Annotated in this window: 12 protein-coding genes; 3 read left to right on the forward strand and 9 right to left on the reverse strand. The window is 49.0% G+C overall.

Going from position 1 to position 12,537, the window contains the following annotated elements; translation table 11 throughout:
• The first annotated feature begins 221 nt into the window (after positions 1-221).
• Complete coding sequence (gene yyaC, locus LOK74_RS20765) at positions 222-860, forward strand: spore protease YyaC (RefSeq protein WP_230043889.1); 639 nt, start codon at positions 222-224, stop codon at positions 858-860.
• Positions 861-924: 64 nt separating this feature from the next.
• Here yyaC and LOK74_RS20770 read toward each other — a convergent pair whose 3' ends face one another.
• The 9 genes from LOK74_RS20770 to mnmE form a co-directional block, all read right to left on the reverse strand.
• Positions 925-1,674: a DUF554 domain-containing protein gene (locus LOK74_RS20770; protein WP_230043890.1), complete on the reverse strand. Its 750-nt coding sequence runs from the start codon at positions 1,672-1,674 to the stop codon at positions 925-927.
• Between the two features lie 305 nt (positions 1,675-1,979).
• Positions 1,980-3,137, reverse strand: coding sequence for an aminotransferase class V-fold PLP-dependent enzyme (locus LOK74_RS20775; protein ID WP_230043891.1), 1,158 nt, complete (start codon positions 3,135-3,137; stop codon positions 1,980-1,982).
• 21 nt (positions 3,138-3,158) lie between these two features.
• Positions 3,159-4,004: a ParB/RepB/Spo0J family partition protein gene (locus LOK74_RS20780; protein ID WP_230043892.1), complete on the reverse strand. Its 846-nt coding sequence runs from the start codon at positions 4,002-4,004 to the stop codon at positions 3,159-3,161.
• The gene (locus LOK74_RS20785; protein ID WP_230043893.1) at positions 4,001-4,759 is read right to left on the reverse strand and encodes a ParA family protein; all 759 of its coding nucleotides are present in this window, start codon (positions 4,757-4,759) and stop codon (positions 4,001-4,003) included. Before LOK74_RS20785 ends, LOK74_RS20780 begins: the two co-directional genes overlap by 4 nt.
• Positions 4,760-5,030: 271 nt before the next feature.
• Entirely contained in the window at positions 5,031-5,876 is an 846-nt protein-coding gene (gene noc / locus LOK74_RS20790) for a nucleoid occlusion protein (protein WP_230043894.1), read from the reverse strand.
• A 354-nt stretch (positions 5,877-6,230) separates the two neighbouring features.
• Positions 6,231-6,776 (reverse strand): MgtC/SapB family protein, encoded by a 546-nt coding sequence (locus tag LOK74_RS20795; protein WP_230043895.1) that lies wholly within the window; start codon positions 6,774-6,776, stop codon positions 6,231-6,233.
• 414 nt (positions 6,777-7,190) lie between these two features.
• The gene (gene rsmG, locus LOK74_RS20800; RefSeq protein ID WP_230043896.1) at positions 7,191-7,907 is read right to left on the reverse strand and encodes a 16S rRNA (guanine(527)-N(7))-methyltransferase RsmG; all 717 of its coding nucleotides are present in this window, start codon (positions 7,905-7,907) and stop codon (positions 7,191-7,193) included.
• A 28-nt stretch (positions 7,908-7,935) separates the two neighbouring features.
• On the reverse strand, positions 7,936-9,837 hold the full coding sequence (gene mnmG, locus LOK74_RS20805) for a tRNA uridine-5-carboxymethylaminomethyl(34) synthesis enzyme MnmG (protein WP_230043897.1): 1,902 nt from the start codon (positions 9,835-9,837) through the stop codon (positions 7,936-7,938).
• 11 nt (positions 9,838-9,848) lie between these two features.
• Positions 9,849-11,225: a tRNA uridine-5-carboxymethylaminomethyl(34) synthesis GTPase MnmE gene (mnmE, locus tag LOK74_RS20810; protein ID WP_230043898.1), complete on the reverse strand. Its 1,377-nt coding sequence runs from the start codon at positions 11,223-11,225 to the stop codon at positions 9,849-9,851.
• Positions 11,226-11,569: 344 nt separating this feature from the next.
• On the opposite strand from mnmE, the gene LOK74_RS20815 reads away from it, so the two are divergent.
• Positions 11,570-12,130 carry a hypothetical protein gene (locus LOK74_RS20815; RefSeq protein WP_230043899.1) on the forward strand — a complete coding sequence of 187 codons (561 nt, stop codon included), beginning with the start codon at positions 11,570-11,572 and terminating at the stop codon, positions 12,128-12,130.
• Positions 12,131-12,183: 53 nt separating this feature from the next.
• On the forward strand, positions 12,184-12,420 hold the full coding sequence (locus LOK74_RS20820) for a hypothetical protein (RefSeq protein WP_230043900.1): 237 nt from the start codon (positions 12,184-12,186) through the stop codon (positions 12,418-12,420).
• The last annotated feature ends 117 nt before the right edge of the window (positions 12,421-12,537 follow it).

The following is a 12,537-nucleotide window of genomic DNA, read 5'->3' on the forward strand; positions in this document are numbered from 1 at the left end:
TGTTTCGAAACCTCTACAGATACAGGCTTCTTTCTAAGCTGTTGGCAGATGAAAGTTTATCATATTGTACCGCTTTCCCCTTTTTATTGCCAGTTCATCGGCTATCCTTCCATTTTCTCTATCTGCCGTCCTTCCTTTCCTCCGTTGCTGACGTGCACAGGTATAAGAAATCTCGTACGGACATATACTGTGAATACTTTATTCCTTTTTCGGAGGTATCTATGAATCAATTAGACGACCACCCTGGCTTTTCGTCTCCTCCCTTTAAGGTTGAGTATCGGGATGATTCAGCTGTCCAACAGCTATCTCGTCAATTGACACGTCGGCTGCGGCTAAAAGCTGATCAGCAAGATGTCGTCATCATCTGCATCGGTACAGATCGTTCAACCGGAGATTCACTCGGTCCGCTCGTCGGCAGTAAATTGCAAGCTTATTATCCAAAACATTTTCACGTTTATGGCACTTTGGAAGAACCCGTGCATGCTGTAAACCTGCAGGAAAAGTTGGAGATGATCGAACAACGGCATCCTGATCGAGTAACGATCGCGATTGATGCCTGCCTCGGTCAGTACACCAATGTCGGCTCGATTAACGTAGCAGACGGCCCACTCAAGCCAGGAGCAGGCGTAAAAAAGGAACTTCCCGCAGTCGGCTCGTTTCATATCACGGGCATCGTCAATGTAGGTGGGTTTATGGAGTACTTTGTGCTGCAAAACACCCGGCTTTTTGTTGTGATGCAGATGTCTGAAGTGATCGCTAAGGCATTATTTCTCACTTCAATCATCTGTGGGAAGGACCATTCGGGCAATCCCGATGCCATCGCCCCGGAACTGCCCGCAAATCAGAAACAAAGCTATTAGAAGAAGCTGCCTATCTGTGTGCTGCTGCCTCGTCAGGAACCATCGCAATTGACCATTAAGCCTCTTAGAACGAAACCCAGTCTGTCAATAACCTCACGAAAGGTACGCCGGCAGCAGCAATGAAAATAGCGGGCAGCATATTGGCCACATTGATTTTGCGCAACTCCAGGATATTCAACCCGATCGCGACGATCAGAAGGCCACCGGTGGCTGTCACTTCTACCAACATGGAGTCAAGCATCTCTTGCCCCAACAAGGCATAGATTTGCGTCGACAGCAAGGCTATCGCTCCTTGGTAGAGAAAGACAGGAATCGCCGAGAAAGCTACTCCGATCCCCAGTGTGGAGGTGAAAATAATAGCGGAAAATCCGTCAAGCATCGCTTTTGTGTACAAAATGTCGTGGTTTCCTCGCAGTCCGCTGTCCAGCGATCCCAGAACCGCCATCGCTCCGATGCAATAAACTAGCGTAGCTGTAACAAAACCGGTGGCAATTCTGCCTTCCTTGTTCCCTTTCCCGATGATTTGTTCCAGCCATCGTCCCGCCTGTTGCAGACGATACTCGATTCGCATCGCTTCCCCCACTACCGCACCGATCACCAGGCTGGCAATCACCAGCAGAATGTTTTCTGTCTGAAAACTCATTTGCAGCCCTAACAAAATGACGGCCAGTCCAATGCCCTGCATCACCGTTTGGCGAGTCCCTTCCGGTATGCCTGACAAAAACCGCCCGATTAACGAACCAATCAGGATTGCTGCTGCATTCACGACGGTACCCGTCAACATCGTTCCATTCCCCCAAAATTGCTGGATCATCCTGAGCGAAATTCCTATTTCGTTTTATCGCTCAACCTGCCGCTGCGGACGCCATACATTGGCAAAGGCTGACGAGTGATGGCCAGAGCCGCAGCTCTTTCGGCAACTGCAACCGCAACTGGACAGGCCCTTGCACCCGTACCTTTCTAGCTCTGGCGGACGAAGGATCTTCCCTTTTGTGATCACAACGAAGTCGTATAGAAGTACGAATCAACTGTGTAAACTTGTACGAAAACATTTAAGATAACATCTGCTTTCTCTTCATCTCTTGCTTCTTTGCTTCTCTATTGTGACGAAACGTGCCTCTAGGAATGAAACGCTGCAGCAATCTCTCTCATCGCCTTGACAAACTGCTCTACGTCCTGTTCCGTATTAAACACCCCAAAACTAACGCGTACCGCCCCCTGGTTGATCGTTCCGGCTGTTTCATGACCCAGTGGTGTACAGTGATACCCTGCTCTGGTAGCAATGCCGTACTGCTGATCCAAGATAAATGAAACTTCCGAGGCGTCAGCACCGCTTACATTACAGGCAACCACACCGACTCTCTCAACAGACAAATCAGGCCCATACACTTCAACACCCGGAATCTCTTGCAGCAGTTGAAGTGTCTTTTTGGCAAGCCCCCAATCATGGCGTTGGATATTCTCTACTCCTTTTTCCATGACAAACTCGACACCTGCCAGCAAGCCGGCCAATCCAACCGTATTTACTGTTCCTGATTCAAAGCGGTCAGGTCTGGTCGTAGGTTGATCAACAGCTTCAGATTGACTGCCCGTCCCACCATGAATCAACGGATCAAGTTCGATCTCAGCTCTTACGTACAATCCCCCTGTTCCCTGTGGACCGTACAAACCTTTGTGTCCAGGGAAGGCCAGCATATCAATTCCCATCGTTTCCACATTGATCGGCAATATTCCAGCAGTTTGGGAAACATCAACGAGGAAAGCAATTCCATTTGCACGCGCTACGGCTCCTATCTCAGCGATCGGCAGGATCAATCCTGTTAGATTGGATGCGTGGCTTGTTACAATCAGCTTCGTATCAGGGCGAATCGCTTTGGCGAAATCCTCCGCGTAAAAAAGCTGATCCTCACGCGGCTGTACGTAGCTGATCTCAACCTGCTTTTCCCGGCGCAGATACTCCAACGGTCTGCGTACTGAGTTGTGTTCGATAGAGGAAGTGATCACATGATCACCCGCTTTAAGAAATCCTTTGATGGCTTGATTTAAGGCTTGCGTAGCATTCAAGTAAAAAAAGAGGTCATTCGGGTTCTTGATCCCAAACAACCGTGAAACCTGCATGCGTGTCCGAAACAGTGTTTTGCTCGCTTTCATCGCTAGGGCATGGCCGCCTCTGCCGGGGTTTGCAGCATACTGATCAATCACTTCGGCCATCATTTCTTTGACTCGGGGAGGCTTCGGCCAGGTTGTGGCGGCATTATCCAGATAAATCACCTGCATGTTTTTCCCTCCTTTTCTCTCTCAACTTTCAAGAAGTTCCAATATGCGCTCCAAGTCATCGTTGGAGTAAAATTCTATCTCAATCTTCCCTTTTCTCGCCCCGGTTCTAATCTGCACCAATGTGCCAAAACGAGAGCGGAGCCGTTCTTCCATCTGATGTATCATAGGTTCTTTTTTGACTGGCTTTTTCCCTTTTCCTTTTGTTTCACGTGAAACACTCAACTCTTTAACGATCTCTTCCAGTTGACGTACACTTAACTCCTGCTTGATCACATCATTGGCTAACTGCCATTGCAGATCATGATTTTCGACAGGGAGAATCGCTCTGGCATGCCCCATCGAGAGTGCAGAAGTGGATACCAGTTTGCGGATTCGTTCCGGCAAATGGAGCAAACGGAGCATATTGGCTACATGTGGGCGGCTCTTGCCCACTTTTTGTGCCAATTCATCCTGCGTATAGGAGCAGTGATCAATTAGCTTTTGATAGGCCTCCGCCTCTTCGATCGGATTGAGATTCTCTCGCTGCAGATTCTCGATCAAGGCGATTTCCATTAACTGCTGATCGCTATACGTTTTAATCACGACAGGCACAGTTGCCAGGCCGGCCTCTTTGGCAGCACGCAGTCTGCGTTCCCCTGCCACCAGTTCATAACCCTTTATGCTTTTGCGAACGATCAAGGGTTGAATAATCCCATGCTCTTTAATCGACTCGGCTAGTTCCTGAAGTGCTTCCGGATCGAATTCCTTACGGGGTTGGTAGGGGTTGGGGCGAATTTCCGCCACTGCTACTTCCGTAACCTGGTCCCCCTCTTCCAGAATATTGGGTGGAATTAATGCACTTAATCCTTTGCCCAATCGTTTGCTCATATCCCGACCACTTCCTTTGCCAAATCGGTATACACTTCTGCTCCTCTGGAACGGGGATCATAACTGATGATCGCTTGTCCATGGGAAGGTGCCTCACTTAATCTCACATTACGCGGGATAATGGTGCGGTACACTTTTTCCTGGAAGTATTTCTTTACCTCCTCAATTACTTGTATTCCCAGATTTGTTCGCGCATCCAACATGGTTAGCAGGACACCCTCAATAGCCAGCGAAGAGTTGAGGTGTTTTTGTACCAGCCGAATCGTATTTAATAATTGACTTAACCCTTCCAAAGCATAGAATTCACACTGAATCGGGATGAGTACGGAATCTGATGCGGTGAGGGAGTTGACGGTTAAAATGCCCAGTGATGGAGGACAATCAATAATCACGTAGTCAAATTTATCCTTGATCACTTCCAACGCTTTCTTCAGCCTGACCTCTCGAGACAGTGTAGGCACTAGCTCAATTTCTGCTCCGGCCAGTTGGATGGTTGCAGGAATAATGTTCAACCCTTCTACCCCGGTAGGCAAAGTAGTTTCCAAGGGATTGATATCATTGATCAAAACATCGTAAATACAGTAGCGGACATCTGCTTTATTTACGCCAATTCCGCTCGTTGCGTTTCCCTGCGGATCAATATCGACAAGCAGTACTTTTTTTCCCAGAGAAGCAAGGCACGCACTTAGATTAACTGCTGTTGTCGTCTTGCCTACGCCACCTTTCTGATTTGCAACCGCAATAACTTTCCCCAACTTCTCCACCTCGTTTACAAAATCTGCCCCACCTATCAGGATGCGTATCAACACCCGGCTCTATTTTACATCAATCATATCCGAAAAAGTAGCATGATACTCTGCCATCAGCGCACCGTACAGATTACCCCGGAAGAAAAAGAAATGCGGCGGAGTTCGCCGCAGCAGGGAGTACCCTCATACAGGCACAAATGAGCAGCTCCCTATATACATACCATATCTCTTTTGCAGCCGATCAATGGGTAAATGGAACCGAATGTCCGTCTCAGGATCAGGTTTCTTTCCGCTTCGGTATCCGGATGGTAAACTGATAGTACTCCTCATGATCCTCTTCATCGGTTTCCACAGCCAAACCTGTCTTCAGGACCATATCAATCGATTGCCGAAACGTATTGATCGCAATGCGCGCATCACGGGAAAATGCTTTGAGGCGCGGCTTCCGCTCTTTCTGTTCCGGTTGATCTTTGGACTCCAACAGCTGCTTGACCCGTTGTTCCGTCTGCTTTACGTTCCAGTCTCGTTCCAGTATATCTTGCAGTGTGCGCAACTGCAGTTCTCCATCTTTCAACGGGATCAGAGCTCGTGCGTGGCGCTCCGTAATAGCGCGGCTTGCCAACGCGTCTTGAATCGGCTGTGGCAGATTCAGCAGGCGCAATTTGTTGGCGACCGTAGATTGCCCCTTGCCCAGTCGCTGTGCCAGACTCTCCTGTGTCAGATTGTGCAGTTCGATCAATTTCTGGTAAGCCAATGCCTCTTCGATTGCCGTCAAGCCTTCCCGCTGCAGGTTCTCAATGAGTGCAATCGAAGCTGTTTGCGTATCGTTAAATTCTTTTATAATCGCAGGGATACGCTCCATGCCCAACTTTTTCGTTGCCCGCCACCTGCGTTCCCCGGCGATCAGTTCGAATCGATTGTCGCGAATGCGTACCACGATAGGCTGGATCAAGCCGTGTGTCCGAATCGTCTGACACAACTCTTCCAACTTTTCATCGTCAAAGATCGTTCGAGGTTGATAGGGATTAGGCACTATCTCATCAACAGGTATTTGTCGTATTTCTTCGTTCTCCGCCTTATCCGAAAAACCGAACAAGCGAGAAAACTGATCTTTCACGGCCATACCAAATCCCCCACTTCTAAACGTTCCATCTGAAAGAAATTATTCTGCATTTGACGATTAATTCCTTCTCTTAAAATGTGTCGGTAAACAATCACCGTTGATAAAGTGCAATCGATATATGAAGTATGAACTTGAGAAACTTGTATTCTTTTACGACTTTTTCTTATGTGCTTTCAATGGAAAGTGAAGAACTCGATCTATCCGCCTCCAGCAATCGAAAGAAAGCTCGTTCTGCCTACGCCTCATCTCATCTGAAAACCCCTACTGCTCTCCATTACCCGTCAACGAGAAAACAAGCCCGGTTGGCGTACAGCTGAACAATTGTTTCACGTGAAACATCCGTCTTCGTTTGCTTCACGATCCACCTGGCTGCTGTTTCTTTTTCTGACCTTCTTCTTTGGCCACATCCCCTTCCTCATCCTCATCATCTATGTAAAAGGAAAAAAACCGAGGGAACAGACGGTGAAAGTCAAGTGTCAAGTATGCGAAGAAGGCTGCGATGATCGCTGTTACATACATCCCTGCACTAAACAACAAACCGATCGCCGATGCCACCCACATCCCTGCAGCTGTGGTCAACCCTTTCACTTCTCCATTATACTTCAAGATAGCGCCCGCTCCCAGAAAACCCATTCCGGTGACTACTTGAGCTGCCACCCGCCCCGGATCATTGTTTACACCAGTTGAAGAAAAGCCATAGATCGAAGCAAGCCCAAATAAACAGGATCCAAAGCAAACCAAACTATAAGTCCGAAATCCGGCAGCCTTTTGACGGTGTACATCCCGATAAAACCATTCTCGTTCCAGTCCCATAATAGCCCCAGCGATAAAAGCGAGGGTTAGTCGCAGCAAGATCGTCGGCAATTCCGGCGGAAAAAAGGTCTCAAATAATGAGTTCATGTGGTCTCTACCCCTCTCAAGTAACTCCAAAAGAGTGTATCAGTTAGACCGTAGACAAGGGAAAAGCATGGATCAGAGCATCCCATTTGCTTCTGCTCACTTCGTTGCCAACTTCCGATAAGCGTAATGGTGGCCCACTCCGCCTGCACAAAGCAACGAGTGCTAAGGCATCTTTCTACAATTGGCTGCGCCTGAAAGCCACTACTTTGTACAGACTTTGCTTGACTGGCTCGAAAAAAAACCATTCCGCTGCAAGGGGACACTCTCCTGCCATAACCTGGTTTTGTCTACACACTGTATCAGTATCTATATGCCGTTAAAACCTGCTTCCTGCTTAAAAATGGGAAGAAACTCTTCTATGAATATTGTTTTCGGGAGATACAATTTCCTTAGGCATACCCTGTCTCATCTGGTTCAGCAGAGGGGCTTTTTTGCAGGAATTCCCGCCTTTCGCGGATATGTTTTGGCAGTAGACGCCACTTTTTCTATGATGATGATATTCCGCTCTCCTGCATCGTCTGGAAGCTCAAACGATTCTACCTTGACCGTTTTGCCGCCAAGTGTCTTGATTGCCTTTTTTGCCTCATTCATTTCAAGCGACACATTGGCCCCTTTCATCGCCAAAAAATGTCCGTCTACCCGTACAAAGGGCAAACAGTATTCTGCGAGGATGTTCAACCGGGCCACCGCACGTCCTGTCACTAGATCAAACGACTCACGCAGTTGCGGGTTTTGACCGGCATCCTCAGCACGGGCGTGAACCATTGTCACTCCGTCCAAACCTAGTTCTTTTGCCAAATGTTCCAAAAATCCGATTCGCTTTTGCAGGGAATCGACGATCGTGACACGCAAATGCGGAAAACAGATTTTCAGCGGCAGACTGGGAAACCCTGCTCCAGCCCCGATGTCTGCCACTGTCGTAACGTTCGCAAATGAGAAATAAAAAGCAGCTGTGATGGAATCGTAAAAGTGTTTCAGGTACACCTCATCCTCAGCCGTGATCGCTGTCAAGTTCATCCTCTCGTTCCACTCGACAAGTAGACGGTAGTACGTGTTGAACTGTTCCAATTGAGACGGTGCAAGCGAGATTCCTTGTTCAGCTAGTCGTGGCGCAAATTGTTCTTTTCCCATCATGCCTCTCCTTGTGCCTCTTGCCTGATTACTCAGCTTTGCTGGCAACAACGCGGTTATAGTGTTCAAGGTAGATCATCAACACCGAGATATCAGCCGGATTGACGCCTGAGATCCGCGATGCCTGACCGATGTTCAGCGGTCTGATCTGATTCATCTTTTCGCGTGCTTCCTTGGACATGCCGCTGATCTCATTGTAGTCGATGTCCTCCGGGATTTGTTTCTCTTCCACTTTCCTCATTTTCTCCACTTGCTGCAGGGATTTGCGAATATATCCATCGTATTTGATCTGGATTTCCACTTGTTCTGCTACCTCTTCCGGTATCTCTGTCGGTGGTGGAGAGATGCGCTGGATATGCTGATAGGTCATCTCTGGACGACGAAGCAGTTGGGCAAGTTCGATCACTTCGGTCAATTCCGGTGTTCCCGCCTCCCGCAACACTTCCTGTACCAGCGGGTTGTCAGGTCGAACGCGAATGTTTAAGATCCGTTCTTTTTCCTGCTGGATCATCTCCCGCTTGCGAGCAAAACGAGCATACCGTTCTTCACTAATCAAACCGATCTCATATCCGATATCGGTTAACCGAAGATCAGCATTATCGTGACGCAACAGCAGACGGTACTCCGCCCGTGAGGTGAGCAGTCGATACGGTTCATTGGTTCCCTTGGTAACCAAATCATCGATTAATACTCCGATGTATGCCTGCTCGCGTCCCAAAATAACCGCTGGTTTCCCCTGCACCTTGCGTGCAGCATTGATTCCGGCCATCAAGCCCTGACCAGCGGCTTCTTCATATCCAGATGTTCCGTTGATCTGGCCAGCCGTAAACAGCCCTTCGATCCGCTTTGTTTCCAGTGATGGCCATAGCTGTGTCGGAACGATCGCATCGTACTCGATCGCGTAACCCGGCCGCATCATCTCTACCTGTCCCATCCCACTCATCGTGCGCAGCATCGATAGCTGGACGTCTTCCGGAAGGCTAGTGGAGAGCCCTTGCACGTACATTTCTTCTGTCTCCCGCCCTTCCGGCTCCAAAAATACCTGGTGACGTGGCTTGTCGCTAAATCGAACCACTTTGTCTTCAATCGAAGGACAATAGCGCGGCCCCGTCCCCTCGATAATACCGGAATACATCGGGGCACGATGCAGATTGCTGTTAATCATTTCATGAGTCTGCTCATTGGTGTAGGTCAGCCAACAGGGTAGCTGATCCATGATAAACTGCGTCGTCTCGTAGGAAAAGGCGCGAGGGACGGGATCGCCCGGCTGGATCTCCATCTGGGAAAAATCAACGGTGCTTTTGTGAACGCGTGGCGGTGTTCCCGTCTTGAAGCGAACCATCTCAAACCCAAGTTCCATCAGGTGATGAGCCAATCGTACCGAAGGCCGCATATTGTTTGGGCCACTCTCATACTGCAAATCACCAAGAATAATTTTTCCGCGCAGATAGGTACCGGTGGTCAAGACCACCGCTTTTGCCTGATAACGAGCACCGGTCTGCGTAATGACTCCTTCGCAAATCCCGTTATTCACAATCAATTCCTCTACCATCGCCTGGCGCATGATGAGATTGGGGGTATGCTCAATCGTCTGCTTCATCGTCTGGGAATATGCGTGCTTGTCAGCCTGGGCCCGCAGCGCGTGAACGGCCGGCCCCTTGCCGGTATTGAGCATGCGCATCTGAATATGGGTCTTGTCCGTATTCCGACCCATTTCCCCGCCCAGCGCGTCAATCTCACGAACGACGTGACCCTTGGCCGGTCCACCAACCGAGGGGTTGCAGGGCATGTACGCAACCGCATCCAGGTTAATGGTTAACAGGAGCGTACTGCAGCCCATCCGCGCCGCTGCCAGTGCCGATTCGCAGCCGGCGTGTCCGGCGCCAATCACAATCACGTCGAACGAACCAGCATCATATGTTGATTTCATTGTTTTCCCTCCTATTTTCCCAGACAGAACTGGGAAAAGATCTGGTCTATCAAATCCTCCCCTACACTTTCACCGATCACTTCGCCTAACAGCTCCCACGCACGTTTGATGTCGATCTGAATCATATCGATCGGCATCCGATCTTCAATTCCGGCGATCGCATCGTCGATCGCCCGGCGTGCTTCCCGCAAAAGGTGAATATGACGGGCATTGCTCACGTAAGTATAGTCGTCTTGCTGCACGACACCGCTAAAGAACAAGCGGGCAATCGCTTCCTCCAACTGTTCGATACCCGTTTGATCCTTCACAGAGGTCAAGATGATCGGCTGCTCTGCAAAGCGCTGTTTTACTTCCTCCATCTCCAAACGCTGCGGCAGATCGGTTTTGTTGACGATCACGATGACCGGTAACCCTTGAACCGCCTCAAACAGCTGGTAGTCGTCTTTCTGCAACGGTTCATTATAGTTCAGCACCAACAGGACCAGATCAGCCTGCTGCAGAATCTTCCTCGACTTGTCTACGCCGATGCGCTCCACGATATCTTCTGTTTCCCGGATGCCGGCCGTATCGACCAATCGCAGCGGCACACCGCGGACATTGACGTATTCCTCGATCACATCTCGCGTCGTCCCGGCGATTTCAGTAACAATTGCTTTTTCCTCTTGGACGAGGCTATTGAGCAGGGACGACTTTCCTACATTGGGACGTCCGACGATTGCCGTCGATAGCCCCTCCCGCAAAATCTTGCCCTGCTGTGCAGTGCCCAACAGACGATCGATATCCGTCTTCACCTCTTCACACTTGGTAAGCAGCAGATTTTGCGTAAACTCTTCCACATCATGTTCCGGGTAATCCAGCGTTACCTCGATATGCGCCATCGCCGACAGCAGATTCTGCCGCAAGGACTGAATCAGTGTGGAGAGTTTCCCCTCTACCTGCGAGAGTGCCACCTTCATCGCCCGATCTGTTTTAGACCGGATCAAATCAATGACGGCTTCAGCCTGCGCCAAGTCGATCCGTCCATTTAAAAAGGCGCGTTTTGTAAACTCTCCTGGTTCAGCCAAGCGGGCACCGGCTTCCAGCAGCAGATCCAGTACCCGTTGAACAGAGACAAACCCACCGTGGCAGTTTACCTCCACCACATCCTCTCGAGTAAACGTACGCGGTGCCCTCATCACAGAGACCAGCACTTCCTCTACCAGCTCTCCGCTCTTCGGATCAACCAGCCTGCCGTAGTGTATGGTGTGTGTATCCACAGTGGATAACAATTCTTTTCCTTGGTATACCTTATCCACAATCGCGATCGAATCAGGACCGCTCACCCGGATGATGGCGATTCCGCCTTCTCCCATTGGCGTCGCGACTGCGGCAATCGTGTCCATTTCCAATTGAATGTCACCTCAAATACTCCATTTGGAGTAATCCTCTAACTATCTAGCATAACACACTGCCATTTGAAATAACAGGTAAATAGAAAAGCAACCTCTCAAAGCAGGTTGCCGCCATGCACTTATTCACAGTATGTTCCTGAGATCGCCAAAAAAACCGACTTATCCACTAATCCACATGTGCAAGCGCCTTAGGAGAAAAGATTCTCCCCTATACGGGATTGTACCGTTCTGTCGGAATTTGATACTCTGTTGGTATTGTCGTTCATCTTGGTCGTTCTTGTTCCTTTTCTACCCTCAACCTAGTGGACGTTAGTCATTTTCAATAAAGAGAGGCGAACTAGATGGATTTACCGAGCAGCAAACAGCTAAAAAAACCACTGCTGCTGATTGTTATGATTTCGCTGCTTCTCCTGCTTGTCTTTCTCGGCTTGTGGATGTTCTTAAACAGTCAGCTTGGCGAATCGATTGATGAAGAAACGGCACGGGCTGTCTATCTGCAATCCAATCAGTTGATCCGCGATATTTTTGACAAGGATAGCAGAGATACTTATGAAATGTACATCTCTTCGCCTGTTCAAGAACAAGACAAGAATCGATACCACTGGAACCATACGGTCAAAGAGATCCGCAACGTTCAATTGGTCCGCATCCTCCCCTACGAACAACAAGAGGAAATCTACAAAGCCAAAAGCTTGTCCGGAGATTCCCCCGAGTTGATCCGGTATGGAACAAAACTGAGGCTGGAAGTACAGGTCAATGGCACAACAGAGAAAACAGATGCGGAAATCGAATGGATCAAAGAAGATGGACAGCTTCGCTTATACCTGTTGAAGATGCCCGTATCATTTGTCCCAATCGTCGGTCCAGTGAAGACCGTATACGGTATTGATAACGAATTGTGATCCCGAAGATCATGTAAACAATGGCCACGGTAACAAAAAGGGAGGTCTATACCATGGACACACTGTTTGAACTGGTATCTCTAACTGCTATCGTACTGTTCCTCTTATTCCTGGCATCGAAAACGAAAGAAACCCAGCAGCGTAACCTAGATGCAATGCAGAGAGCAAATGAACTGCGGTCCGAGCAGGTTGAACTGCTGAAAGAAATAAAGGAACGACAAGAACAAGGATTGGCACAACAGGAACGGATCCTGGAACACGTAAAGGCGCTAAAAAACAGCAACCGATGAGTTGGTGACCTAATTATGTAAATGGTTGCCCGTTAGGTAAAACAGAAGCGGCAGCTTGTCGCGCACCCCGAATAACCGACAAGCCTGCCGCTTATTTATTTGAGTCTCCATTGCCAA

Source organism: Brevibacillus humidisoli (genome assembly GCF_020923435.1).
Lineage (GTDB): Bacteria > Bacillota > Bacilli > Brevibacillales > Brevibacillaceae > Brevibacillus_E > Brevibacillus_E humidisoli.

Bases quoted from the DNA above. Each gene is read 5' to 3' on its own strand.
- yyaC (WP_230043889.1), top strand. From the start codon at position 222: ATGAATCAATTAGACGACCACCCTGGCTTTTCGTCTCCTCCCTTTAAG.
- LOK74_RS20770 (WP_230043890.1), bottom strand. From the start codon at position 1,674: ATGATCCAGCAATTTTGGGGGAATGGAACGATGTTGACGGGTACCGTC.
- LOK74_RS20775 (WP_230043891.1), bottom strand. From the start codon at position 3,137: ATGCAGGTGATTTATCTGGATAATGCCGCCACAACCTGGCCGAAGCCT.
- LOK74_RS20780 (WP_230043892.1), bottom strand. From the start codon at position 4,004: ATGAGCAAACGATTGGGCAAAGGATTAAGTGCATTAATTCCACCCAAT.
- noc (WP_230043894.1), bottom strand. From the start codon at position 5,876: ATGGCCGTGAAAGATCAGTTTTCTCGCTTGTTCGGTTTTTCGGATAAG.
- LOK74_RS20795 (WP_230043895.1), bottom strand. From the start codon at position 6,776: ATGAACTCATTATTTGAGACCTTTTTTCCGCCGGAATTGCCGACGATC.
- rsmG (WP_230043896.1), bottom strand. From the start codon at position 7,907: ATGGGAAAAGAACAATTTGCGCCACGACTAGCTGAACAAGGAATCTCG.
- mnmG (WP_230043897.1), bottom strand. From the start codon at position 9,837: ATGAAATCAACATATGATGCTGGTTCGTTCGACGTGATTGTGATTGGC.
- LOK74_RS20815 (WP_230043899.1), top strand. From the start codon at position 11,570: ATGGATTTACCGAGCAGCAAACAGCTAAAAAAACCACTGCTGCTGATT.
- LOK74_RS20820 (WP_230043900.1), top strand. From the start codon at position 12,184: ATGGACACACTGTTTGAACTGGTATCTCTAACTGCTATCGTACTGTTC.